The 22,250-nt window shown below is 63.5% G+C and carries 26 protein-coding genes and 1 riboswitch; of the genes, 14 read left to right on the top strand and 12 right to left on the bottom strand.

The window, feature by feature from the left end; genetic code table 11:
• Window positions 1-29 precede the first annotated feature (29 nt).
• Window positions 30-452, bottom strand: coding sequence for a MarR family transcriptional regulator (locus tag AB0J47_RS31100; protein ID WP_364354035.1), 423 nt, complete (start codon window positions 450-452; stop codon window positions 30-32).
• Between the two features lie 81 nt (window positions 453-533).
• Here AB0J47_RS31100 and AB0J47_RS31095 point away from each other — a divergent pair, with 81 nt between their 5' ends.
• Window positions 534-1,955, top strand: coding sequence for a DHA2 family efflux MFS transporter permease subunit (locus AB0J47_RS31095; RefSeq protein ID WP_364354032.1), 1,422 nt, complete (start codon window positions 534-536; stop codon window positions 1,953-1,955).
• Window positions 1,956-1,993: 38 nt separating this feature from the next.
• On the opposite strand, the gene AB0J47_RS31090 is transcribed toward AB0J47_RS31095, so the two are convergent.
• Window positions 1,994-2,620 (bottom strand): LysE family translocator, encoded by a 627-nt coding sequence (locus AB0J47_RS31090; protein WP_364354029.1) that lies wholly within the window; start codon window positions 2,618-2,620, stop codon window positions 1,994-1,996.
• Between the two features lie 113 nt (window positions 2,621-2,733).
• Window positions 2,734-2,847, top strand: a riboswitch (SAM riboswitch).
• 46 nt (window positions 2,848-2,893) lie between these two features.
• Here AB0J47_RS31090 and AB0J47_RS31085 point away from each other — a divergent pair.
• Complete coding sequence (locus tag AB0J47_RS31085; RefSeq protein ID WP_364354026.1) at window positions 2,894-4,216, top strand: aminotransferase class V-fold PLP-dependent enzyme; 1,323 nt, start codon at window positions 2,894-2,896, stop codon at window positions 4,214-4,216.
• Between the two features lie 57 nt (window positions 4,217-4,273).
• Here the strand turns inward: AB0J47_RS31085 and AB0J47_RS31080 are convergent, their stop codons facing one another.
• A complete protein-coding gene (locus tag AB0J47_RS31080; protein ID WP_364354023.1) occupies window positions 4,274-4,825 on the bottom strand; it encodes a flavin reductase family protein in 552 nt (183 codons plus the stop codon).
• Window positions 4,826-4,926: 101 nt separating this feature from the next.
• Window positions 4,927-5,400, bottom strand: coding sequence for a YbaK/EbsC family protein (locus tag AB0J47_RS31075; RefSeq protein WP_364354020.1), 474 nt, complete (start codon window positions 5,398-5,400; stop codon window positions 4,927-4,929).
• 163 nt (window positions 5,401-5,563) lie between these two features.
• Here AB0J47_RS31075 and AB0J47_RS31070 point away from each other — a divergent pair, with 163 nt between their 5' ends.
• The 3 genes from AB0J47_RS31070 (at window position 5,564) to AB0J47_RS31060 (ending at window position 8,806) form a co-directional block, all read left to right on the top strand.
• Window positions 5,564-6,385 carry a crotonase/enoyl-CoA hydratase family protein gene (locus tag AB0J47_RS31070; RefSeq protein WP_364354017.1) on the top strand — a complete coding sequence of 274 codons (822 nt, stop codon included), beginning with the start codon at window positions 5,564-5,566 and terminating at the stop codon, window positions 6,383-6,385.
• 91 nt (window positions 6,386-6,476) lie between these two features.
• On the top strand, window positions 6,477-6,983 hold the full coding sequence (locus AB0J47_RS31065; RefSeq protein WP_364354014.1) for a MarR family transcriptional regulator: 507 nt from the start codon (window positions 6,477-6,479) through the stop codon (window positions 6,981-6,983).
• 59 nt (window positions 6,984-7,042) lie between these two features.
• Window positions 7,043-8,806: an MDR family MFS transporter gene (locus AB0J47_RS31060; protein WP_364354236.1), complete on the top strand. Its 1,764-nt coding sequence runs from the start codon at window positions 7,043-7,045 to the stop codon at window positions 8,804-8,806.
• A gap of 253 nt (window positions 8,807-9,059) precedes the next feature.
• On the opposite strand, the gene AB0J47_RS31055 is transcribed toward AB0J47_RS31060, so the two are convergent.
• Entirely contained in the window at window positions 9,060-10,304 is a 1,245-nt protein-coding gene (locus tag AB0J47_RS31055) for a hypothetical protein (protein WP_364354011.1), read from the bottom strand.
• 606 nt (window positions 10,305-10,910) lie between these two features.
• On the opposite strand from AB0J47_RS31055, the gene AB0J47_RS31050 reads away from it, so the two are divergent.
• Entirely contained in the window at window positions 10,911-11,666 is a 756-nt protein-coding gene (locus AB0J47_RS31050) for a maleylpyruvate isomerase family mycothiol-dependent enzyme (RefSeq protein ID WP_364354008.1), read from the top strand.
• Between the two features lie 31 nt (window positions 11,667-11,697).
• On the opposite strand, the gene AB0J47_RS31045 is transcribed toward AB0J47_RS31050, so the two are convergent.
• The 6 genes from AB0J47_RS31045 to AB0J47_RS31020 form a co-directional block, all read right to left on the bottom strand.
• On the bottom strand, window positions 11,698-12,543 hold the full coding sequence (locus AB0J47_RS31045; RefSeq protein WP_364354005.1) for an ESX secretion-associated protein EspG: 846 nt from the start codon (window positions 12,541-12,543) through the stop codon (window positions 11,698-11,700).
• 237 nt (window positions 12,544-12,780) lie between these two features.
• A complete protein-coding gene (locus tag AB0J47_RS31040) occupies window positions 12,781-14,070 on the bottom strand; it encodes a hypothetical protein (RefSeq protein WP_364354002.1) in 1,290 nt (429 codons plus the stop codon).
• Window positions 14,067-14,444 (bottom strand): hypothetical protein, encoded by a 378-nt coding sequence (locus AB0J47_RS31035; RefSeq protein ID WP_364353999.1) that lies wholly within the window; start codon window positions 14,442-14,444, stop codon window positions 14,067-14,069. Before AB0J47_RS31035 ends, AB0J47_RS31040 begins: the two co-directional genes overlap by 4 nt.
• 9 nt (window positions 14,445-14,453) lie before the next feature.
• A complete protein-coding gene (locus AB0J47_RS31030) occupies window positions 14,454-15,023 on the bottom strand; it encodes a DUF3558 domain-containing protein (RefSeq protein WP_364354233.1) in 570 nt (189 codons plus the stop codon).
• A gap of 188 nt (window positions 15,024-15,211) precedes the next feature.
• A complete protein-coding gene (locus AB0J47_RS31025; protein WP_364353996.1) occupies window positions 15,212-15,424 on the bottom strand; it encodes a DUF397 domain-containing protein in 213 nt (70 codons plus the stop codon).
• Window positions 15,421-16,302, bottom strand: coding sequence for a helix-turn-helix transcriptional regulator (locus AB0J47_RS31020; protein ID WP_364353993.1), 882 nt, complete (start codon window positions 16,300-16,302; stop codon window positions 15,421-15,423). Before AB0J47_RS31020 ends, AB0J47_RS31025 begins: the two co-directional genes overlap by 4 nt.
• Window positions 16,303-16,819: 517 nt before the next feature.
• Between AB0J47_RS31020 and AB0J47_RS31015 the strand changes: the two genes are divergently transcribed.
• The 8 genes from AB0J47_RS31015 (at window position 16,820) to AB0J47_RS30980 (ending at window position 21,370) form a co-directional block, all read left to right on the top strand.
• Entirely contained in the window at window positions 16,820-17,257 is a 438-nt protein-coding gene (locus AB0J47_RS31015) for a DUF4254 domain-containing protein (RefSeq protein WP_364353990.1), read from the top strand.
• Window positions 17,258-17,457: 200 nt separating this feature from the next.
• Window positions 17,458-17,832 carry a hypothetical protein gene (locus tag AB0J47_RS31010; protein WP_364354269.1) on the top strand — a complete coding sequence of 125 codons (375 nt, stop codon included), beginning with the start codon at window positions 17,458-17,460 and terminating at the stop codon, window positions 17,830-17,832.
• A 166-nt stretch (window positions 17,833-17,998) separates the two neighbouring features.
• Window positions 17,999-18,217 (top strand): hypothetical protein, encoded by a 219-nt coding sequence (locus AB0J47_RS31005; RefSeq protein WP_364353987.1) that lies wholly within the window; start codon window positions 17,999-18,001, stop codon window positions 18,215-18,217.
• A gap of 251 nt (window positions 18,218-18,468) precedes the next feature.
• The gene (locus AB0J47_RS31000) at window positions 18,469-18,768 is read left to right on the top strand and encodes a hypothetical protein (protein ID WP_364353984.1); all 300 of its coding nucleotides are present in this window, start codon (window positions 18,469-18,471) and stop codon (window positions 18,766-18,768) included.
• Window positions 18,769-19,057: 289 nt separating this feature from the next.
• Window positions 19,058-19,675, top strand: a complete 618-nt coding sequence (locus AB0J47_RS30995; RefSeq protein WP_364353981.1) for a hypothetical protein — start codon at window positions 19,058-19,060, stop codon at window positions 19,673-19,675.
• Window positions 19,675-19,989: a hypothetical protein gene (locus AB0J47_RS30990; RefSeq protein WP_364353978.1), complete on the top strand. Its 315-nt coding sequence runs from the start codon at window positions 19,675-19,677 to the stop codon at window positions 19,987-19,989. The genes AB0J47_RS30995 and AB0J47_RS30990 overlap by 1 nt, the downstream gene beginning before the upstream one ends.
• On the top strand, window positions 19,989-20,837 hold the full coding sequence (locus AB0J47_RS30985; protein WP_364353975.1) for a hypothetical protein: 849 nt from the start codon (window positions 19,989-19,991) through the stop codon (window positions 20,835-20,837). The genes AB0J47_RS30990 and AB0J47_RS30985 overlap by 1 nt, the downstream gene beginning before the upstream one ends.
• The gene (locus tag AB0J47_RS30980) at window positions 20,822-21,370 is read left to right on the top strand and encodes a hypothetical protein (protein ID WP_364353972.1); all 549 of its coding nucleotides are present in this window, start codon (window positions 20,822-20,824) and stop codon (window positions 21,368-21,370) included. Before AB0J47_RS30985 ends, AB0J47_RS30980 begins: the two co-directional genes overlap by 16 nt.
• Window positions 21,371-21,494: 124 nt before the next feature.
• On the opposite strand, the gene AB0J47_RS30975 is transcribed toward AB0J47_RS30980, so the two are convergent.
• Window positions 21,495-21,986 carry an inorganic diphosphatase gene (locus AB0J47_RS30975; protein ID WP_364353969.1) on the bottom strand — a complete coding sequence of 164 codons (492 nt, stop codon included), beginning with the start codon at window positions 21,984-21,986 and terminating at the stop codon, window positions 21,495-21,497.
• Between the last annotated feature and the right edge of the window lie 264 nt (window positions 21,987-22,250).

Here is a 22,250-nt window from a genome sequence, read left to right as displayed (position 1 = left end):
ACTGTCTACGGTACCTGCGCCCTATCGCCTCAAACCTCTTCGCCGAGCGCCTTCAGTGCCAGGCGGTGCAGCGTGCGCCGCTCGTCCTCGTCGAGTCGGTACAGCACCCGCTCGGCGGCCTTTTCGATGAGCTCATCGGTCTTGCGGCGCTCGGCGCGCCCGGACTGGGTGATAGACAGCCGGTATTTGCGCCGGTCCATCGAATCGCGGGTGCGGATGACGAATCCGGCCTCCTCCAGGCCGTCGATGAGCCGGACCACCTCGCTGCGGTCGATGCCGAGAGCGGTGGAGACCTGCTGCTGGGACAGATCGTCGAACTCCTCCAGGCAGACCAGCACCCAGTGTTCGCGCAATGACGTGCCCATCTCGGCGTGAACGGCCTTGTGCAGCTTGCCGAGCGCGTACGTCGGGAAGCGGAGCAGGCCGCGAGGGTAAATGTGGTCAGCGGGCATTCGGTAATTATATCTATTGTTGAGGTGCCAGATTGTTGATAACCTCCGCAATCTAGGTTGTCTACAAATAGCGGAGGATCCATGTCGGATACTCGAACGGCCGTCGCCGCCACCGCACCCGCACTCGAACCCATTCCCGCGCGGGTATGGCGGGTGGCCGGTGTGGTGGTCTTCGGCGCCGTCATGAGCATGTTGGACACGTCGCTGGTGAATATCGGGCTGAACTCGATCGCGACGGATCTCGGTGCGGCACTGGACAGTGCCCAGTGGATCGCGAGCGGCTATCTGCTCGCACTCGCCGTCACGCTGCCGCTGTGCGGTTGGCTGGGGCGGCAGTTCGGAATGGACCGGGTCTGGTTGACCGCGCTCGCCGGGTTCACGGTGACATCCGGACTGTGTGCGCTGGCTCCGAATATCGGCTGGCTCATCGGTTTTCGGATCGCGCAGGGCCTGACGGCGGGGCTATTGGTGCCCGCTGGGCAGACGCTGCTCGGTCAGGTCGCGGGACCGCAGCGGCTGGGCCGGGTGATGAGTGTGGTCGGTATCGCGGTGGTCGCCGCACCCGCGATCGGGCCGACCATCGGCGGTGTCATGCTGGCGAATCTGGATTGGGAGTGGTTGTTCCTGATCAATATCCCGTTCGGGCTGGTGGCGTTCGTGCTGGGGCGTCGGGTATTGCCGCGGGCGCAGGCGTCGGGCAATGGCGGCAGATTCGATGCCATCGGGTTCGCATTGATCGGGGTCGGGCTGTCGGCGTTGGTCTATGGACTGGGTGAATTCGGTAGTCGCGGTAGCATTTCCGCGCCGACGGTGTGGGTGTCGGTGGTGGTCGGGGTGCTGGCGCTCGGGCTGTTCGTGGCACGGTCGGTGCGCGGTGGAAGCCTGCTCGATGTGGGACTGTTCCGGCATCCGGTATTCGCGACGGCGAATATGGCGAATTCCTTCGCTGGTGCGTCACTTTTCGGGTCAATGCTGTTGCTGCCGTTGTACTTTCAGGTACTGCATCATGACGGTCTCATCGCGACGGGGTTGCTGCTCATGTCCTTCGGGATCGGTGGCATCATCGCGCTGCCCGTCGGCGGTCGGTTGACAGATCGGTACGGCGGGGGAGTGGTCGCGGTGGTCGGCAGTGCGGTAACCGTAGCGGTCACGGTGCCGTTCGCGCTCGGCGATGCCTCTATGAATCCTGTTGTCGTACAGGTGCTTCTGTTGATCCGCGGCATGGCGACCGGGTTGACCGGGGTGCCGATCGTCGCCGCGGCTTACGCCTCGGCGCGGCCCGAGCAGTTGCCCGATGCGGCAGCGTTCGTGAATATTCTGCAGCGGGTCGGCGGGTCGATCGGAGCGGCATTGCTCGCGGTGGTGCTGTACCGTGCGGCCGATGCCGGATTGTCGGTGGATGCCGGATTCCGGCAGGCGTTCTGGTGGCTCACCGCCGCCTCCGTCATTTCGTTGGTCGCGTCATTATTACTGTGGCGCAAGGAGATTCAGCCGAAGCTGTGATGCTGTGCGCCGGGTCGGTGGTTATCCGGCCCGGCGCGTTACGCGGCCGAGGCGGCGGTCCCGATGCCGAGCGTGGCGAGGATGGCCGCGCTGATCTGCTCGAGCCGATCGCGAACCCGGGGGCGCCGCAACATGGCAACCGCCCGGGACGCCAGCAGGGCCAGCAGGATCATTTCGACGGCGGCAATGGAGCATTCGATGGCCCCGAGCGCGAGGGTGTTCAAAAACGTGACATCGGTGAGGAATTGCGGCAGTACTGCCAGGTAGAACAGTCCGACCTTCGGGTTGAACATGCACGACACCAAGCCAGCGGCGAATGCTGAGCGAATCGAGGTCGGAGCCTGTGTGGCCGACTGTCCGGACGTCGCGGCGGCGTCTTGCCTGCGGTGATCGATCAGCGCCCGAATTCCCAAGTACACCAAATAGATTCCGCCGATGACCTTGAGCGTCCGGTAGGCCGTCGCGGATTGCTCCAGCAGTGCGGCGACGCCGGCCGCGACCACGACCGCCCACACGATCCCGCCCAGTGCCGAGCCGATCGCCGCGGCGATGCCGGGTCGCGCGTCCACGATCGAGAATCGCAGCACCAGGAACGAATCCGGGCCGGGCGTAATCGACAGCAGGATGCACAGGCCGACAAAGCTGAGCAACAGGGAAAGCGTCACCTCTCGATCAGACCGCACATCACTCGGCATTGCAAGGTTATTTATTCTACTGCATGTATATGCAGCCAAGACGTGGTTGACAGGGCGGTGGGACATCTGCCAATCTCGGTTCAGGTCATGAGTACCAGCGTCAAGCCCCGGCTAGCTGGTCGGCAACCCTCCTCCGCGGTGGGGTGCTCCGGGTGACGACCGGGCCGCAGCCCGACCGGGTGCGGCAAGCGCGGACTCGGATGATCACCGGATTTCGGGTCCCAAAGCCGATGGGATTTTGTGATGACCGCTGTAATCGATCAGAGCTGTGCCGCCCTCGCCCGGGTCTCCGGCGACGACCTCCAGGTGCCGCTCGTACAGGGCGGAAAGACCACCTACGCGAACTTCGACTATGCCGCAAGCGCACCGGCATTGGCGCAGGTCACCGATCGGGTGCAGCAGTTGCTGCCGTTCTACGCGAGCGTGCACCGAGGTGCCGGTTACGCTTCGCGGATCTCCACCGAGTGCTATGAGGCCGCGCGCGGTTCGGTCACCCGGTTCCTCGACGCCGCCGACGACCAGGTCGTGGTGTTCACCCGCAACACCACCGATTCGCTGAATCTGCTCGCCGCCTGCGTACCCGGCGACACCGTGGTGCTGGATATCGAACATCATGCGAACTTCCTGCCCTGGACCCGCCACGGCCGTCGCGTCGTCAAGGCCGCGGCGACCGTCGACGAGACGATCCGCCAGCTGATCGCCGAATTGTGCAGTAAGCCAGCCGCATTGCTCGCGGTGACCGGTGCTTCCAATGTGACCGGTGAGGTGCTGCCGCTCGAGCGCCTGGCCACCATCGCACACCAGTGCGGTGCCCGTATCCTGGTAGATGCCGCGCAGCTGGCACCGCACCGTCGAATCAGTCTGCGCTCCACCGGAATCGACTACCTCGCTTTTTCCGGCCACAAGCTCTACGCACCGTTCGGCGCTGGAGTGCTTGTCGGACGCCGGGATTGGCTCGATGCCGCCGAACCGTATCTGGCGGGCGGCGGTGCGGTCCGCGAGGTCACCACCACCAATGCGGAATGGGCGGCCGCGCCGCAGCGTCACGAGGCCGGTTCGCCGAATGTCCTGGGTGCGGCCGCACTCGCCGCCGCATGTGACGCACTGTGCGCGATCGATCCGAAAACCCTTGCCGTGCACGAGCGACGGCTCGCTGATCGCCTGCGCGCCGGGCTGTCCGAAATTCCCGGTGTCAACCTGCTGCGCATCTGGGACGACAGCCCCGACACCGTCGGCATTGTCGCCTTCACCCTGGACGGATTCATCCCCGGCCACGTCGCGGCCTACCTCTCCGCCGAACACGGAATCGGCATTCGCGACGGCCGCTTCTGCGCCCACCCGCTGCTCGAGCGCCTAGGCCTCGACGGTGCCCTGCGCGCCAGCATCGGCCTCGGCACCAGCTCCGACGATGTGGATCGGCTGGTCGAGGCCATCGCGACTCTGGTCGACAAGGGTGCGTCGTGGAATTACGCCAGCACCGACGGAGTTTGGAATCCGACACCCGAGACCCGCCCCTTCGCCCGCCCCGATTCCACAGATGGTGCCGCGCCCTGCTCGATCGGCTGATCGGATCCCCCTCGGACTTCGCAGCGTTGCCGGGCAGGCGAATCCGCCCGGCCGCGCTCAGTCTTCGAGCGAGGTCGGGCGGTAGTAGCGGCCGCGGTAGTAGAGCAGCGGAGCGGCGCTGGGCTGTTCGTCGGTTCTGTCGTGGACCCGGGTGACCAACCCGACGACGAAGGTGTGATCGCCGATGGGGATCAGCTGTTGGATGGTGGCGCGGATCCAGATGGGCGTGCCGTGCAGCACGGGCTCGCCGGTGTCCAGGGTGGTCCAAAGTGAGCGATCGCTGAAGCGTTGATCGGCGGTGCGGGCGAAGCGCTTGGCCAGCTCGTGCTGATGTTCGCCGAGGAAATGGATCACCACGGAGTCGGCCGCCTGCAATGCCGTCAGGCTCGACGAAGTGTGGGCGATATTGAAGGAGATCAACGGGGGTTCGAGGGACAACGAGGCGAAGGAGGTCGCGGTGAAGCCGACCGGGCCGTTCGCGGAGCCCAGGGTGACAACGGTGACGCCCGCCGGATAGTGCCGCATGGAAGCGCGGTACAGCTCGGCGGTGATACCGCTCAGATCATCGGGAATCTGGATATCCGTAGCGGGGGGTCGAGCTTCGGTCACAGCTGCGCCTCGCTAGCGCTCGGCTGCGCTGCGACCGTTGGTGCGGTGTTGATGGTTCGCGCGCTCACATGACGAAACTACGCCGTGTGCCGGTGTGGCGTTCAATCCACATCAATGGGTAGCCCGGCGGTGATGCGCACGAGTTCGCGAAACGAGGTGCGGAACACGGTATTCGGATGTCCGCCCGCGGCCCAGACCTCCCGGTGTGTGGACAGCGCGTTATCCACCCAGGTCGGCAGGTTGGTGGGATGGCCGACGGGTGCGATGCCGCCGATGGGCTGACCGGTCACTTCCTGCACCATCTCGGCGGGCGCGCGGGTGAGTTTGCCTTCCAGCCGTTCGCCGGTGCGCCCGAGGTCGACCTGGTGTGCGCCGGAAACCAGCAGCAGCACCGGATCATCATCCAGGAGGAACACCAGTGATTTCGTGATGGCGCCCACATCGATGCCGAGTGCACGTGCGGCATCGGCGGCGGTGGGCGTGGGGGCGGGCTGAGTGACGATGACACCATGGTGGCCGCGCGCGATCAGGGTATCCGCGACCCGGCATGCGACTGGTGGAAGCGACCTGCGCATGGAACCAGAGTAGAGCGATTGCGGGCCGTATGCCGGTCGAGTTCTCAGTCAGTGGTCGGAAAGCCGGAGGGGAGAACCGGTGCGGCGCACCGACTTTGCACGGCATTTGCGTGTGGCACAGACTGGTCGGCTGGCTTGCTCACACCTGCTTTACGCTGGACGAATGACTGATTGGCAGGCTTTCACCGTCGAAACCAAGGATCACATCGCGCAGGTCACGCTGACCGGCCCGGGCAAGGGCAATGCTATGGGTCCGGATTTCTGGCGGGAGCTGCCGGAGATCTTCCGGGAACTGGATGCCGATCCCGAGGTTCGTGCGATTGTGCTCACCGGTTCCGGGAAACATTTCTCCTACGGACTGGACCTGCCCGCGATGGCCGGGACCTTTGGTCCGTTGATGGCGGATAAAGCGTTGGCCGCGCCGCGTACCGACTTCCTCTATGAGGTGCGCCGGATGCAGGCCGCGGTGACCGCGGTGGCCGATTGCCGCAAGCCGGTCATCGCCGCGGTCTCCGGCTGGTGCATCGGCGGCGGGCTGGACCTGATCGCCGCCGCGGATATCCGCTACGCGAGCGCGGATGCGAAGTTCAGCCTGCGCGAGGCGAAGGTCGCGATCGTCGCCGATATCGGCTCGCTGCACCGGCTGCCCGGCATTATCGGCGAGGGGCATCTGCGCGAACTCGCCTACACCGGTAAGGACATCGACGCGGCGCGTGCCGAGAAGATCGGCCTGGTCAACGACGTATTCGCCGATCAGGAGGCGACGCTGGACGCGGCGCACGCCATCGCGCGCGAGATTGCCGCGAATCCGCCGCTGGTGGTGCAGGGTGCCAAGGATGTGCTCGAGCAGCGCACCAAGGACCAGGTGGCGGCCGGGCTGCGCTATGTCTCGGCGTGGAACTCCGCATTCCTGCCGTCGGAGGATCTCACCGAGGCCATCCAGTCGGTGTTCGAGAAGCGAGCTCCGGAGTTCAAGGGCCGGTAAAGGCCGGTTATTCACTTGCCCTAGCCTTTGGTCCGCGCACATACTTGTATCACGCAACTAATTGATTGACGCAAGTAAAGGTGCGAGTCGAGTGGATGAGGACGAGCTGTCGGTCGACGCGATCGCGATGCAGCTCACCCGGCTGCAACGGATCCGGGAGCGGACCGCGGCGCAAATGCGGAGCAAGGACGGCGTGGATCCAGCGGCGTTCGCGGTCCTGTTCCGGCTGCTCTGTGACGGACCGATGCGTTCGGGCGCGCTCGCCGAGGCGGTGCATTCGGACGCGTCGACGGTCAGTCGGCATGTCGCCCACCTCGTCGACCGACATTTGGTGGAACGGCAAGCCGATCGCAACGACGGCCGCGCCACCGTGCTCGTCGTCACCGAACGAGGCCGCGAGATCGCCGAGCGGATACGCAGGCGCAGGCGCGAGAACCTGACCCGGGTGATGGCGGCCTGGACTCCGCAGGACCGTGCCGCATTCGCCGAACTGCTGCGGCAGTTCGTCGACGACTTCGAGCGGGCCAAGCCCGCGATGGTCGCGGCAATCCGCCAGGACCAGCACCAATTCGACCTCGATACGGAGAACGATTCGTGACCGCACCGGCCACCGTGGCGGAGCCCACGGGTTTCACCCACAGACAGATCCTGACCATCATGAGTGGTCTGCTGCTCGGCATGCTGCTCGCGGCGTTGGACCAGACGATCGTCTCCACCGCGATCCGCACCATCGCCGATGATCTCGACGGCTATTCGATGCAGGCGTGGGCGACCACCGCCTACTTGATCACCGCGACGCTCGCGACACCGCTGTACGGCAAGTTGTCCGACATGTTCGGCCGCAAGCCCTTCTTCATGGCCGCGATCTCGATCTTCGTGGTCGGTTCGCTGCTGTGCACGATGGCGCAGTCGATGTACGAGCTCGCGGCGTTCCGCGCATTCCAGGGACTCGGTGCGGGCGGCTTGATGTCGCTGGCGCTGACCATCCTCGGCGATATCGTCAGCCCGCGTGAACGCGCCAAGTATCAGGGCTACTTCCTCGCGGTATTCGGCACCTCCAGTGTGATCGGCCCGGTGCTCGGCGGTGTGCTGGCCGGACAGGACAGCATCCTCGGGATCAGCGGCTGGCGCTGGGTCTTCCTCGTCAACGTGCCGATCGGCCTGATCGCGCTCGGCGTCGTCTCCAAGGTGCTCAAGCTGCCGAAGCGGCCGCATTCCACCGACCGGGTCGACTGGTGGGGTGTGCTCGTGCTGGCGATCGGCCTGGTGCCGCTGCTCATCGTTGCCGAACAGGGTCGCGAATGGGGTTGGGGCAGTGGACGTTCCATCCTCTGTTATGTGATCGGACTGCTCGGTGTCATCGGTTTCGTGCTGGTCGAGAAGTCGATGAAGGATAAGGCGCTGATTCCGCTGCGGATGTTCGCCAATAAGACCTTCGCGCTCGGCGTGGTGATCTCGGTCGTGGTCGGCTCGGCGATGTTCGGCGGTATTTCGCTGCTGCCGCAGTACCTACAGGTGGTGCGCGGATCCAGTCCGACGCTGGCGGGTCTGCAGATGCTGCCGATGGTGCTCGGGATGATGACCGGCTCGATCGTATCCGGTCAGCTGATCTCGCGTACCGGTCGTTACCGGATCTTCCCGCTCATCGGCGCGAGCATGTTGACGCTGGGCCTGTTCCTGCTGCACTTCGTGAATGCCGACAGCCCACTGTGGGTCGCGATGATCTTCATGGCCTGCACCGGATTCGGACTCGGCAATCTCATGCAGCCGCTCACCATAGCGGTGCAGAATGCGTTGCCGCCCAAGGATATGGGCGTCTCCACCGCCGCGGCCACATTCTTCCGGCAGATCGGCGGCACGATGGGTGTCGCGGTATTCCTCTCGATCCTCTTCGCGCAGTTGACGCCGAATATCTCCACGGAGATGAAGTCCGCGGCCACCGATCCGGCGTTCCAACACGCCGTGGTCGAGGCCGCGCACAGCAGCAATCCCGCTGATGCCGCGCTCGCGAAAGGCCTGCTCGCGCAGGATACTTCGGCAGCCAGCGGGGTGCTGAAGGACAGCTCGATCGTGCAGCAGCTGAGTCCGGAGCTGGCGCGGCCGTTCAAGGTCGGGTTCGCCGAGTCGATGTCGACGGTGTTCCTTTGGGTGACCGGTCTCGCGCTGCTCGGTCTGATCCTGGTGCTGTTCTGGAAGGAAGTGCCGTTGCGGACGGTCGGCGGAATCGAGGCGGCCAAGGGTGCGGCGGCGGCCAATGGTGCCGGACCCGATGTCGTGGAGCGCACGGGCCTGTTGACCGCGGGCGGCGAGGCGGTGAGCCCATCTCAGGACGCTTTGGATGAGCTGGCGAAATCCGTGCCGGGCACGGCCGGTTCGACCAACGGTGCCGGACCGAGGACCGGCGGTGCCGGTTCCGCGTGAACCCGGCCGAATCGCGCCCGGTTCCGGCACTTGCCGGGGCCGGGCGCGACCCGTTTCACGGTCTGGATAGAAGCGTTCGCCAGGCAGCGGGGTAGTCCGGTGGCCTCGCCCGGAACGACCCGTACCGCGCCGAGGAAGTTGCGGGCATGGCGTTCGAGAATGAAGATCCATGGTGGAGACGGAGCAGCCGCACCGTGATGCGTATCGGTGCGGCTGCCACGTTCAGCGGTGGGTGGATCTGCTCACCGTGCCCTCAGGAATGAGCGTCGATCTCGTTCACGAGCCACGTGCCCAGTTCCTGGGTCATAGTGGTATGTCCCTCGTTCCTGCTGGCGCAGGCGAAAGCGTCGAGTTCGCTACCGCCGTCGCGGATCTCGCTGTACAGCGCGTCACGGTTGTCGATCTCGCCTGCGGCGACGGCGCTGATGGAGGGAATGAAACACGAGGTGTTGAACTGCAACTCGACCTCGGATCCGAGCAACCCCATAAGTATGGCGGCCATCCCGAAACTGGCTGGGTTGCCCGGCAATACCGGGTTCTCGGGGAACAGGCCGCCGGGAGCGCCATCGATATCGGGCAGTCCGTCGGTGCGGATCTCGATCGGGGGCTGATCTGCCCCGTGCAGGGTGGCCACGGCCTGCTGACCCGGTGCCTGGGTGCGCAGTGTGGCGTCGATCAGCAGGTCGCCGCCACCGCTCACCGCCGTCAGCGCGGGACCGATCCCGTTTCCGTTACCGGTCCTGACCCCGTTGGCGACACCGATCTTGCGGATACCCTGCGGCCATCCACCCACCGCATCCAACTGCTGCAGGAAGGTGCGTCGTTCCAACGCCTGGTCCGGTTGGTCGCCGATCTTGCTGAGGTGCCAGCGAGACATCTGCCGCGCGGCCGGGCTGTTGATCAGGTCGGAGAACTGGCCGAAGATGGGCGAAGTCGCACCCCACTTGTCCTTGAGGAAATGCGCGAAAGCCTGCATCGAGATCGGCAGCCATGCACCACGATGCGGGGTGTCGTAGGACAGGTACATGCTGGTCTCGGGGTCGGGCAGGTCCGGATCGTGCTGCATCTTGGCCAACGCGTAGCGGGTCACCATCCCGCCCATACTGAAACCACCCACCGCCAGTTTCGCTTTACCGGCACGCCTGCGAATGGCGGTCTGGATGCACTCGATGGCTGTGTTCGCGTTGTCCGGGATCGACGCCGCCCGGTTGTCGTAGCCCAGCACGATCACATCCCGGCCGATCGCGTGCAACTCGCTGATGAAGCGGTATCGCCCGTTATTCTCCAGACCGGCCCAGAGCTCGCCGAGGTCACTCGCGCCCAGCGAGAACCCGTCGGCGAGGATGACCGGTTTGGTGAGTTGCCGCTGGTTCAGCGGGCTGTAGTAGACCCATGCGGTTCCACCGCGGAGGGGCCACTCATCGTCTGGCTCCTGCGGCGTGGGATACGCGGCGCGCGCCGCGGGACTGAGCGAACCCCAGATGTTCACAACAGGCATCGTCCTGCTCCTCGACTGGTCGATTGACACGCGGATTCACTGGACTGAGAAGGGCCGGGCACTCAACCGAGCACGCGAGCCTTTCATAGCGTAAAGCTATTTCCTCTCGATGTGGCCCATTCGCTGGTCCCGAAGGCAGTGTCGACTGGTGACATTTTGATGTCGCGTCAGCCCAGCGCCACTATCGTCGACCGCGCCGCCCTACTTCCTGATTCCCGCCACCACGGGGCACTCGTCACCGTCCATGCCGATGGCAGCCCGCGGCCGGTAACCTGCGGACCGGATCAGCAGTGCGAATCGTCGTTTCCACCTACCTCCGGGCGCGCCGACATCCGCCGTGAGCCGCGCGTCTCGATCTGTGTGCTCTCCGACGATTCAGCGACGCCGAGGTGTAGGTCGATGGTCGAGTCGCGGTGCTCGGTATGCCCTCTCGCGCTCGACGCCCTCGTGCGCCCGTCGATGTCGTCGAACACCTCGGCGAACCACCTCGCAACATCGTTTGTTCACCACCAATCGCCCCTGCGTCGAGGTGATGATGTCGTATTCCAAGTCATCGAAGCTCAGCGTGCCCATCGAATCGAGTTGCGCTGAGTTAGAGTCGAATTCGTGACCTCGCTCGACACATCGGCGCTGCGCAAAGCATTGCTGACTGAGACCGATCTGCTCGCCGACCTTTACCGGTCCGCCGACCCGAAGACGCCGATACCGACCTGCCCGGACTGGACCCTGTCGAACCTGATCGCGCACGTCGGCGGTGGAAACCGTTGGGCCGCAGCGATGATTGCCGACCGGGCCACCGAATTCCTGGAATTCCAGCAGGTTCCCGATATCCGTCGGCCACGTGACTTGGACGAGGCAGACCGCTGGCTGCGAGCCGGCGCCCGAGCGGTGATCGACAACATCGACACAGTCGGTTCCGATGTCCCGGTCTGGACGCCGTTCGGCTCCCCGCGCCCGGCCGAATGGTGGGTGCGCCGACGCCTGCACGAGGCGACCGCGCACCGCGCCGACGCCCTGCTCGCCCTGGACCGCGAGGTGGCCATCGCCCCCGAACTCGGCGGCGATGGACTGTCGGAGTTTCTCGAGATCGTCGAGCGAGGCCCGCGCTTCGAAACACCGCTCGACGAAGGCACCAGCCTGCGATTGCGCGCCGTCGATACCGATGACGCCTGGACGATCCTCCGATCCGGCGACACGATCACCAGCGGCGACAGCGAGGCACCGGCATCGTTGACGGTGAAGGGCACCGCCGTGGATCTGTATCTCCTGTTGCTGCGCCGGATCCCAGCCGACAGCCCACGGCTCGAGACCTCCGGAGACCTGTCCGTGCTCGCGACCTGGCTCGAACGCATCAAATTCTGAACCTGGCCGCGGGTGCCGGTTGTGGGGATGTTCAGTGGCGGGTGCGGAGGTATTCGTCGTGTTCGCGGTCTTCGCGGTGATAGCGCTGGGTGAGGGTGGTGAGGCGGTGGATTTCGGCGGCCATGGCATGAGGTTCGATGGGTTTGGCGACGATGGGGTCGCCGGTTTTCACGTAGTAGCGGCCGTCGGGGTAGTCCATCCACCAGAAACCGCGGGACGGGGTGGGGCGGGCGTCGAGGGCCGGGCCGGGGCAGATGGTTATTTCGCCGAAGGCGGAGCGGGGGCGCTGGAAGATGCGGTCCAGTTGGTCGATGGGGCCGACGTCGTGGGCGCGGCGGATGTGGCGCTCGCGCTCGGCGGCGATTTCCGCGCGGCGGATCTCCAGCGGTGGGTGGGCGCCGGGTCCGCACGCCGGTAGCGCGGCCACCGCGAGTCGGGCGACGCGCTCTGCGGCGCAATAGGTTACGAGAATATCGCCGCCGGTGTCCGGACTCGAGCCGGGGAATTGTTGCAGCGCTGCCCCGGCCTGAGCGCGGACCGCGCCGTGGAACCGGTAGGCACGCAAAACATCGACACCTCCGAAACCCTTCGACTCGACACGGACATCCGGCTCGAGCAGAACCTCGACGGCACGTTCGAGCTCGGGCGCGTACTTGGCCAGCAGGGAATCGACGGCGGCCTCGCGGTGCCGCTTCAGCTCATCGAAGTCGGCGATGTCGGTGCGATAGTGCAGCGGATAGGGCAAGCGGTCGCGACCGTATGCGGCCCAGAGGATTTCGAACTCCAGACCCGTGAGCCTGTGACTACCCGTCCCATCCACACGCCCGCCCGCCGTCCCGCTGCCCATACCCACTCCGCCGCCTTCATCAATTGTCATTCTCTGCGCTCACCCCTCCACTGCTCAGCCTCGCTCACGCTCATCGCGCGCATCGATCCGTTTGCCGCGCATGGGCCGCTGCCGCGCACGGACGCGTGCGGCGCGCGTGTTGTCTGGGTTGGGCTGCTGGTGCGCACCGGTTTGTGTGGCGCGCATGTTTTGCCTGGCGAATTCGTGCGTGGCGTGCGAATTGGTGCGCGGCGGTGGGGTATTGGGTGCGTTGTTGGTGGGGCGGGGTTAGTAGGCGGGGTCACTGGTGGGGGGTTCGCCGATTACTGGGGGGACGGTTTTGGGGTGGGAGTTCAGGCCGGTGAGTTCTTCGCCGTGTTCGGCGGTGATGAGGTAGTCGGGGACGCCCTTCTTGCGGTCGTCGTCGTTGCCCTTGCTCTGCCCGGGCGCACCCATGCCCGACATGCCGGAGCGGCCCGTTGTTCCGGTGCTCTGGCGGGTGGTCGCGGCGGCCGTGGTTGTGGTGGTCGCGGGTGTGCCTGCGACGGTGCGGCCGGGGCTGCCCTGAGTGGTGCCGGGGAGGCCGGTACTGGTCGGGCGGCCGGTGCTGGTTCCGATGCCGGGTGTGTTGAGGCTCGGGGTGGATGTGCTCGGGGTGGATGAGCTCGGGGTCGCGGTGGTGGTGGAAGCGGATGGCGTTGTCGCGGTTGTGCTTTGAGGGATGGTGCTGGCGGGGGTGGTGGCATCCGGTGTTGTCGTCGACGGGGTCGTGGATTGTTCGGTGCCTGTCGGTTTGCCCGAATCCTGGCCCTGGTTGCCCGAGCCGTCCGAACCGTCGCCACCGGTACCCGAGGAGCCGTCGTCGGGACCCGAAGATCCTTGCGCACCACCGGCATCGCGGCCTGGCGTGACCGGGCCGGGGCCGTCGACGATCGTCGGCGCGGTGGGCATGTAGGGGAGGCCGACATCGGTCTGCCCCGCGACCTGACCGTAAACCGTGCGCAGGATTCTGCGCCCCTCCTGCTCGGCCTCGGTGCTGGTGTATTCGTCGGTCTTCATGACGCCATCTTTGGGCAGCGTCTTTCCCGCGATATCCGGGCGTTCGGTCAGACCCGGCATCAACGCCTGGGTCTGCTCCAAGCCGGTCTTCATTTCCGCGAGCTTCAGGCTGGTCAGCGTGGCTGCCTGCGCGAGCGGAACGGACTTGTCGTAGTAGTTGTTCACTGCCGTGGAGGCTGCCTGCGCTGCGGCACCGGTCCATCCGGTGTGGCCGTTCTGACCGGTGATGGTGCGACCGAATTCGCGCTTGAAGACCTCGAAGGTGCCGGTTAGGTCCGCGCCGATATTCGCCCACGCAGTGACCGCGTCATCGACCAGTTTCGGCTTCATCGCCGAGACTGCAGTCTGCATTTGTTCGAGAGTGAGGTGGTCGTAGCTGTCGGGGGTCGTGATGTGGGGTGGCTGCGTTTCGACGTCGAAACCGTTGTAGCCAGACTCGGTTTTGTAGATCCAGTCACGGTCTCGGTTCCACTGCTCCTGGGCTTCGATTACCCGGCGTTGGTAGTCCTCGTAGGTCATCCTGGCGTCACCTGCCCGAACTGGTAGGCGCGGTGTTGGTCTTGGGCTACGAAGTTCGCAATAGCCTGTGCCACAACCTGTTTCACCGTTTCGACAGAATCGATGTGTTGTTTGATCACGGTGTCTAGGGAGCGATCGGTCCCAGAGGCGGTCTCAGAGAACTTCTTCTCCAGAATCTGACTCGAATCGAAGGTGCCGAACCCTGTGACGCGGCTGATGACATCGATTTTCTCGAGCACCGTCCTCAGTCGGTCGATGTGGTCATCACAGACCTGGTCCAACCCCTTACCGACCTCCGGATCAATAGACAGCTCACCAGCATTGGCAGAGTCGAGTAATCGCTTCCATTCACTCGGATCGATACCGCTGATCATTCCCCCTCCTCAACGTGCAGGTAGATACTCGGCCAAGGCATCCGCGAGACGGCGCAACTCGCTGCATGGTTCCCCGGCTCCGGCAACCCCGTACCGGTTCAACACCCTGAAATCGACTATCCCGTGCGGCACCTCGACACTGAGCCAGCATCCGTCGTCATGAGAACTGCCGACCTTGCGAAACTGAAGCGCTCGATGCGAACCCACACTTGTCGTCACGTAGTCCGTGTAGTCGGTGCGTTGCCTGCTCTCCTCGAGCGTGTGCTCCGACGACAAGATCGCGAGGTTGTAAGTCTTCGGCATCGATAGCCAGCTACAAGTCTTCCACCCGGTGAAGTCGACTCCCGCGACAGTCGTGTCCTTGCTGGCGGTGTTCAGCCCGAGTGCGGATATCGCGGAATCGGGTATGTCGCACGGATTCCAGATCGCAGCTTCGGGGTCTTTCGATGTAGAGGCTGCTGTCGTCGTACTTGCCGATGCTTTCGCGCTGCTCGGCGTCGGCACGCTATCCCCTGAATTGTTGTTGCATCCGGCAAGCGCCAACGCTGCGCCGAGGATCAGGGCCGCAGCGCGCGGCATCTTCGCTGTACCGACCATCCGCGAAACCCCTTCGCTGCCACCCGTCACAAGGGGCCACAAACATCCCCCGCTGCTCAGCAACCCTACCGTCTGGCTCGGGATACCGGCAATGACACTAGGTAGTGATCAAACAACGAAAACCTCCCGCACTCACATCGTGCGGGAGGATTCGTATCGATCACTCAGGACTAGTTGAACTGCCCATCGGCGACGGCGGTGGTGAAGGCATCCCACTGATCGGGGGTGAACACCAGTGCCGGTCCGCCCGGATTCTTCGAGTCCCGCATGCCGACAAATGAGCTGGAAAGGAAGGCCACCTCTACACAGTCCTTGGTGCCAGAGCTGCGGGTGCTCTTGAACCATCGGGCTCCCGAAAGGTTGACGCCGTACTTGTCGCTCACGCGGCATACTCCCTAGCTAGTTGGCGAAGCATGTTCCTGCTTGCCGTCTCATCCAGCGCGGCGCGCCGGAGCGCTTCATGAGCCACATGGTAGCGCGAGACATGACTCTGCGACTCCAAATACAAGTCCCCAGTGAAGTTTTCAAGATAGACCACCGGTGGTTCGATCGGCTCCTTCTTCTTGTCCAGTCTGAATTCGGCGATGGTGAACAGCCCAATTGGATCGCCCAACGGGATGCCTGCCGCGTACGGCAGCACTTGGAGTGTGATGTTCGGCAGCGTCGACATGTCTGCAAGGTGCCTCAACTGCACGGCCATAACTTTGCGGCCCCCGACCATCCGGCGTAACGCACACTCGAGCAGCACGACCCTGAGCTCGGTTGGATGTCGCTTGCGAGTCAGAATGCTTTGCCGGCGTCGCTTCAGCTGCACCCGCCGTTCGATCTCCTCATTGGTGTCGGTCGGGCTGGCAGTGCGGGCCAATATGCGCGCATAGTCGGGAGTCTGCAACAACCCCAATACGACATCCGGCGCATACGACGTCAACCGTCGCGCCGCCGTCTCCAATCCCACGTACACATCGAAGTCTTCAGGGATCAACCTCCCATACTCATGCCACCAACACTTCCCAGACGCCTGCTGCGCCAACCCCAGCAGCCCCGCCGTCACCACCTCTTCCGCGTCATAAACCGCACACAGCTCTCGAATATCGAGCAGCCGTATCCGATTCGCCTGCCCGGTCTCCAACCGCTGCAAGGTCGTCTTACCGCGTTCGATCAACTGCGCCGCCTCGGGCATGGTCATCCCGGCCTGTAAGCGCAGGTCACGCAGATGGCGCCCCAGTTGTCGTCGCGGCACCGTACTTCCTGAATCCGTCATGGCCCCCTACCTCAGTTTTTCGGAAACGAGTGTGAAGTGTCCGCGGATGTACCGATCCGCGGACACGGAACTTGTCCTCGCCTTTCGGCGCGATTCGAATGCAGACCCCATGTAGACGCTGACTCCTCCGCCTGTCGCGTGCTGTGCTGTTGCCGCGCCCGGTCGGAGAGCCGTAGGAAACTCGAGAAACCTATTGGATCACAACGGATTGCCGCGTATCCGCAGTTTCGGCCGGGCGCTTTCGAATTCACCGAGACGAATCGAGGCAGTCGATGGATCAACGGGGATGGCGATGCATCCCGAGCTTCGGCCGGGCGCATCCGAAAACACAAAGGTCTTGTCTCGAAGTGGCGGGCGTCCATCGAGTCGAGTCGAATGGTGGTACCGCGCACTGTCCGGAACCGCCTTTCGGCGCGGCTCGACGCCGGATGGTGGCCTCGGAGAGGGACTTCGAAGCGGGCCTTGGGCGAATCGGAAATCTCATGGACCACATCGCGGTCGCCGCCGCGGCCCAGTTGTGTACGCGACCTTGCTGATCGAACCGCTGCCGACGAAGGGTGCGGTGCTGCGGGCGTGCCGCGGCGTCGAGCACGCCGCGCACCCGCTGCTACACGCGGCCTACGAACTCACTTGCCTGCACGAGAGTCGACTCGCCGACGGCGGCCGTACCGATGACATCGATTGCCGGAGAGCGAAATTGGTGCGCGAGATCAATCATTGGGTGCACGCGCACCTGCCGCCCGCGCACGGCAGCGCCTCGGTGCACACCGAAACGCTGGGCGCGGTACTCGACCGCCTCGCCCAATACACCGCCACCGCCTACGCCGCCCTGGCAAGCGCCACGGACGACGCCCTCGGCGACGCTTGGGAGTCGCTGGCCGAATTGTCGATCGGTTACGAAGATTTGGCAGCCGAGGTCACTGCGGGCCGCCGCCGACTCCCCGGCAGCCCATGACGATATCCCACCACTCTCGAACTCCGCGGGCCGAGCGATTGCGGGCTCGCTGAATTCCGCAGCGGAGACGCCAAATTACTATCCGGACGGGCGCGTCGCCGGACGACTAGTGCCCGTACTTCCAGCAGTCGCTTGGGTCCGGGTGGGATGGCGGTGTGAACGATCGCGGAGAGAGGTGGCGGTGCCCGGAGTGCGGGGACATGATGGGTGATGGCCCCGACGCGGGACTGCCTGCCGTTGCCGGGCCGAATGAGCTGAACGGCACGGGTCTACTGCGCTGGGGCCGAATCCGCCTCGAAGGCCTGCAGCAGCGGCGCGAGGAGATCAACGCCCTCAACGTCTTCCCCATCGCCGACGCCGACACCGGTACCAATGCTGTTTCGGCTGTCGAGGGGCGCGCGCAGGATGGACTGCGGCTGATTTGTGTTGCTTGTCTGGTGGCGGGTGGATCTGCCTTGCCGCTGCTGAGTGTTCGTGTGCTGGTGGGTTTGGGCTGTCGAAGGCCGTGCGGAATCGATGGCGAGTCGATCGTGCCACCCGGGCTGGCTGGCATTCCGATACCGATCGCCGAATGATGGGTTCGCCGAAAATCCTTCGGGCACACCGCCGAACGGACACGGGTGGGGAAGGTGGTATTGCCCAAGGGGGCGATCCTTCGAGCCCTAGGGTTGGCTGTTCAGGGCGCGAATCGTCCTTAACGTAAGCGAGGTAATCAATCAACTCGCTTTCAGGAGCAGTGAAATGCGAATCAAGTCCTTCATCGCGGCCGGTCTTCTCGCCACCGCTGCCGTCGCCGGGGTGTCGACGGCAGCAACCGCGTCCGCAGCCACCAGCTACTACTACGGCACCTATGCCACCTCCGCCGCATGTGCCGCGGACGGCGCCTCACCCACCACCGGCGGCTACTACTACGAGTGCGTCGAAACCTACAGCGGCTGGGATCTCTACATCTACTACTGAGCCGATCCGCCGCTAACCGAAAGCAGCGGCACCGCAGCGTAATCGAAAGCGGGAAGTCCGAACACACCGGACTTCCCGCTTTTCGTTGTGCTCAGTGACCGCCGACCGGATCTTCGGGCGCGCCGATCCGGTGCTCCACCGCATCCGTCGGCCGCAAACCTTGCCGATGGGCCTCGTCGAGTCGGGTCCCGGACTTCCATCCAGTCGTCGTCAAGACGGCTGAGCAGACAGATCGCCCACGTGGCGATTCAATGTCGGGCGAGTTCCTCGAGGTCGCTGAGGCTAGCGGCATCCTCTTCGGGTGTGTCAGGGCCGATGATTCCGGACAGTTCGTCGCACGGGAGGTCGCGGCACCATCGGATGGCGTCCAGCGCGGTGGGCTCGGCCTGGAAGGCGTCGCTGAGGCGCGCGTTCCACAGTCCGGCAGCGACTTCGGCCGCGCGGCCCGCAACTGGCAGGGGGAGGGCACTCAGCGGTGGCCGCCCCCGGCGGCTACTACTGGCAGCGCGTCGAAAACCTACCGCGGCTGGGATCTCCACATCTACTACTGACCGATCCGCCGATAACTGAAATCGGCGGCACCGCACCGTAATAGAACGCAAAGCGGGAAGTCCGGTGTTCGAACTTCCCGCTTTGCTTTGGCTTGCCGGGGTGTGCACCGGACGGTAGGGTTTGCTCAGACGACAGTCGGGGTAGCCAAATGCCGAATGTGTTTGGTGCGCAACGACTGTGCAGGGGAATCAGCAAAACAGGGGGTATCACTCTAGATATCGTCGCGGAAGTCCGTCGAGTAGTCGGCGGTAATAAATCGATGGTGCTTCATTCGCGACCGGCTACGCCGTGCACAAAGATGCTTCGTGGAAAACAAAGAAAGTGAATGAGCGAGTGACTACTGGATTGATCGGGGTGGGACTATTCGAGATGAATCTCGACGATGGTCGCCTTCCGGTAAATATCGACGTGAACCGTAATCTCCATAATCGCTTGGATCCGCAAGATTTCTCGGTAGCGGCAATGACCGGATACTATGTCGCGCTGTGGCGTCACGACGCGCCGATCATCAAATCCGGGAACTGGGCCGCGCTGAGCACGTCTCCGTCCCGCCGTGCCGAATTGATCAGACTTCTCGATACGCAGTCGCTCGCCGAATTCGAGGCAGTCGAACGAGCACTGCATCTGCGTGACGAATTCGTCGGTCGAGGACCCATCACCGATTTCGGCACGCCCTCGGTCACTGTCACGGCGAGTATCGCGCGGATCAGTGATATCAATATCAATCCACGATGGGCGGCAACGGTCGACCCCTCTTATCTGGCCTACGATATCGTGGATTGCGCGAACCAGGTTCGCCAGCAGCGCCCGCCTTTTCATGAAGACGGGTCATGGGCGGCCCGATCCGACGAAGAACTCGAGTACGAACTCGCGGAATACAAAGACTACCTGATGAGGAAATCGTAATGGCCAATTATTCGGTAGATCTGAATGAATTGATTTCCGCTGCGCGGGCATGGGGTCATGCGTCCGACAGCCTGGGCGAGGCCGCGACAAAGGCGCAGAACATCCAGAACAGCAATAAAGAGGTTGTCTGGGCAGTGTTTCAGGACGCTTGGGATGCTCAGGTGGCAGCCGCGCAATACATGTACAACCGACTTACCGAGGGGGCCACTGAAACGGATTCGATCGGAGCGGTCCTCGAACATGTTGCCAAAGTTTATCAAGAGCAAGATCAGAACTTTGCCAATGCCGTGATCAAACTTGACGAAGGATATTGATGGGCGCCACAAAAACTCTCGACGAGCTCAACGATGTACTCGGTCAGTTCTCGCAGCAGATTGAGCAGATCAGGACTCAGCCCGACGAGGTAGAGAAGAAATTCAACCAGGCGGCCATAGCGATGTCGGCGGCCGAAGGTGGGTCCGTGTTCGGCATCATCGGCGCGGCAGTCGGCGCAGCTTACGGCTCGATGACCGAAGACGACATGACCGGCTACCTGCAGGATCACAAAGAAGAAATCAAGAAGAAGATCCAAGAGCTGTTGGAGAAGCTGCAGAACGCGGTAGACGGCCTGAAGGCACCTATCGCATTCTTGCAGACCAGCGAGGACTGGCTGAAACTAAAATCAAAGATCGGTGAGGCTCAGAACAATGAAGTGGTCAATGGGAGCTTGACCGGCTACTGGGCGGGGGCTGCAGCCCTCAAATACACGGCGGCACGCACCCTTCAGGACACCGCCATGGATACGGCTAAATCAATCTGCGACAAATTGAGTGACAGTCTTGGCGCGGTATCGAATTCCGCTTGGGACTTCTATTCTGACATCGTCAACGATATAGCGGGATTTCTGGTTGACTTCGCCGCTGCTTTGGGGAAGATTGCGACCGGAGTGGCAACTCCATTTGGGATTTCAGACGCTATCGATCTCCTAGCCAAGATTATCAAGAACGCGGTTGATTACAGCAAAAACCTCGCCAGTGCTCTGCTTACCGAAAAACGTAATATCAACACAATAGTTTCGGCCACGGAGAATGCCAAGGGTTTCCACGACGACCGCTGGCCGGATAGCAGATCTGACGCCTTCAACATCAATAACCCGAACTCAACCGAATGGCAGGCGACGTGAATCGACGAATGCTCGCCACTATTCCTGTTCTCGCGATACTTCTCGCGGGCTGCGGGTTGTCGACGCGCACTCATCCCGAGGATCCAACAGCGCATTTAAGTGTTCATACGCTCCAGGAGTTGTGCGACTTTCCTAAGCAGTTCTTCTCCGCTCGATATAATGCGACAAGTCTTAAAGTTGGTCTGGGGGCCACCAAGCCGATGACCGACAAGATCGACGGTGGAAATGGCTGCGACTATCGTAATCCCGAAGGGAAATATCTTGGATATATTTCTTTGTTCGAGGGTGCGACAGACTCTAAAACCCACTATCCCGCATCCCGGGTCGTGACTGTCGACGGTGTGGCTGTCTCTGAAGTTGTGGAGCCGTTGGACTCGTTTAAGGATCCCGCCACTTCGCGCCCCTCCTACAAACTGACTGCCCGTATCGACGGATGGGAGGGGGAACTCGAATTCGCAGGGGGTGATGAACAGGGGACGCAAGCGGCCGCGCCAGTGCTTGTGAACATGATTCGCACTTTGAAGGGTGCTTGATCGGCTGGACAAACCGTCGCGATCCGCAACGCAAGTCCGTCACAACAAAAAGCGGGAAGTCCGAACACCCGGACTTCCCGCTTTCGTCGGTAGTGGGCCGAATCACCCACCACCTCAACGAGACTCAGTGGCCGCCGTTTTCCTGCAGCCGCTTGAGCGAGGCCTCGATCTCGGCCTCGGCCTCGGCGCGACCGACCCACTCCGAGCCCTTGACGTACTTGCCGGGCTCCAGATCCTTATAGCGCTCGAAGAAGTGCTTGATCGCGGCCAGTTCGAATTCGGGCACATCGGCCAGATCCTGGATGTGGTCCCAGCGCTTATCGCCCGCGGGCACGCACAGCACCTTGTCGTCGCCGCCGGCCTCGTCGACCATCTTGTACATCGCGACCGGACGGACCTCGATCAGGCAGCCCGGAAATACCGGCTCCGGCAGCAGGACCAGCGCGTCCAGCGGGTCGCCGTCCTCACCGAGGGTGTTCTCGATGTAGCCGTAGTCGGCCGGGTAGGCCATGGACGTGTAAAGGAAGCGGTCGAGCCGGACCCGACCGGTCTCGTGATCGACCTCGTACTTGTTCCGAGAACCCTTGGGGATCTCGATGGTGACGTCGAACTCCACGCCATCTCCTTACTGATGCTTCTGTGGGACTGTCGCCGTGCGGTCGTCGGAACGCCGACTCGACAGGTGTTCGGGGGGAACGGTGCCGGAACGAGGATAGTGTGGTCCGCGGGCACTTGGGTGCGGTAGGTGGGTCGCCCCGGCGACTGTGCGACGGTCGGGCGAAACGAGACGGAGGACGGCGGGCACGTGGTGGGTGGCAGCAACAGGAATATCGGTGGCTCGGCCGCCAAGCGACGCCGCTTTATCTGGATCGGCGTCGCG

The sequence above is a fragment of the Nocardia sp. NPDC049737 genome (assembly GCF_040674755.1).
GTDB lineage: Bacteria > Actinomycetota > Actinomycetes > Mycobacteriales > Mycobacteriaceae > Nocardia.
Note: the sequence above shows the minus strand (reverse complement) of the source record. Positions and strands in the feature narration are given on the sequence as shown.

What these genes read in the sequence shown, in the direction of transcription:
- AB0J47_RS31100 (WP_364354035.1), bottom strand. Translation starts at nt 452, where the DNA reads ATGCCCGCTGACCACATTTACCCTCGCGGCCTGCTCCGCTTCCCGACG.
- AB0J47_RS31095 (WP_364354032.1), top strand. Translation starts at nt 534, where the DNA reads ATGTCGGATACTCGAACGGCCGTCGCCGCCACCGCACCCGCACTCGAA.
- AB0J47_RS31085 (WP_364354026.1), top strand. Translation starts at nt 2,894, where the DNA reads ATGACCGCTGTAATCGATCAGAGCTGTGCCGCCCTCGCCCGGGTCTCC.
- AB0J47_RS31075 (WP_364354020.1), bottom strand. Translation starts at nt 5,400, where the DNA reads ATGCGCAGGTCGCTTCCACCAGTCGCATGCCGGGTCGCGGATACCCTG.
- AB0J47_RS31070 (WP_364354017.1), top strand. Translation starts at nt 5,564, where the DNA reads ATGACTGATTGGCAGGCTTTCACCGTCGAAACCAAGGATCACATCGCG.
- AB0J47_RS31060 (WP_364354236.1), top strand. Translation starts at nt 7,043, where the DNA reads ATGAGTGGTCTGCTGCTCGGCATGCTGCTCGCGGCGTTGGACCAGACG.
- AB0J47_RS31055 (WP_364354011.1), bottom strand. Translation starts at nt 10,304, where the DNA reads ATGCCTGTTGTGAACATCTGGGGTTCGCTCAGTCCCGCGGCGCGCGCC.
- AB0J47_RS31045 (WP_364354005.1), bottom strand. Translation starts at nt 12,543, where the DNA reads ATGACAATTGATGAAGGCGGCGGAGTGGGTATGGGCAGCGGGACGGCG.
- AB0J47_RS31040 (WP_364354002.1), bottom strand. Translation starts at nt 14,070, where the DNA reads ATGACCTACGAGGACTACCAACGCCGGGTAATCGAAGCCCAGGAGCAG.
- AB0J47_RS31035 (WP_364353999.1), bottom strand. Translation starts at nt 14,444, where the DNA reads ATGATCAGCGGTATCGATCCGAGTGAATGGAAGCGATTACTCGACTCT.
- AB0J47_RS31030 (WP_364354233.1), bottom strand. Translation starts at nt 15,023, where the DNA reads ATGCCGCGCGCTGCGGCCCTGATCCTCGGCGCAGCGTTGGCGCTTGCC.
- AB0J47_RS31020 (WP_364353993.1), bottom strand. Translation starts at nt 16,302, where the DNA reads ATGACGGATTCAGGAAGTACGGTGCCGCGACGACAACTGGGGCGCCAT.
- AB0J47_RS31010 (WP_364354269.1), top strand. Translation starts at nt 17,458, where the DNA reads ATGATGGGTGATGGCCCCGACGCGGGACTGCCTGCCGTTGCCGGGCCG.
- AB0J47_RS31005 (WP_364353987.1), top strand. Translation starts at nt 17,999, where the DNA reads ATGCGAATCAAGTCCTTCATCGCGGCCGGTCTTCTCGCCACCGCTGCC.
- AB0J47_RS31000 (WP_364353984.1), top strand. Translation starts at nt 18,469, where the DNA reads ATGTCGGGCGAGTTCCTCGAGGTCGCTGAGGCTAGCGGCATCCTCTTC.
- AB0J47_RS30990 (WP_364353978.1), top strand. Translation starts at nt 19,675, where the DNA reads ATGGCCAATTATTCGGTAGATCTGAATGAATTGATTTCCGCTGCGCGG.
- AB0J47_RS30985 (WP_364353975.1), top strand. Translation starts at nt 19,989, where the DNA reads ATGGGCGCCACAAAAACTCTCGACGAGCTCAACGATGTACTCGGTCAG.
- AB0J47_RS30980 (WP_364353972.1), top strand. Translation starts at nt 20,822, where the DNA reads ATGGCAGGCGACGTGAATCGACGAATGCTCGCCACTATTCCTGTTCTC.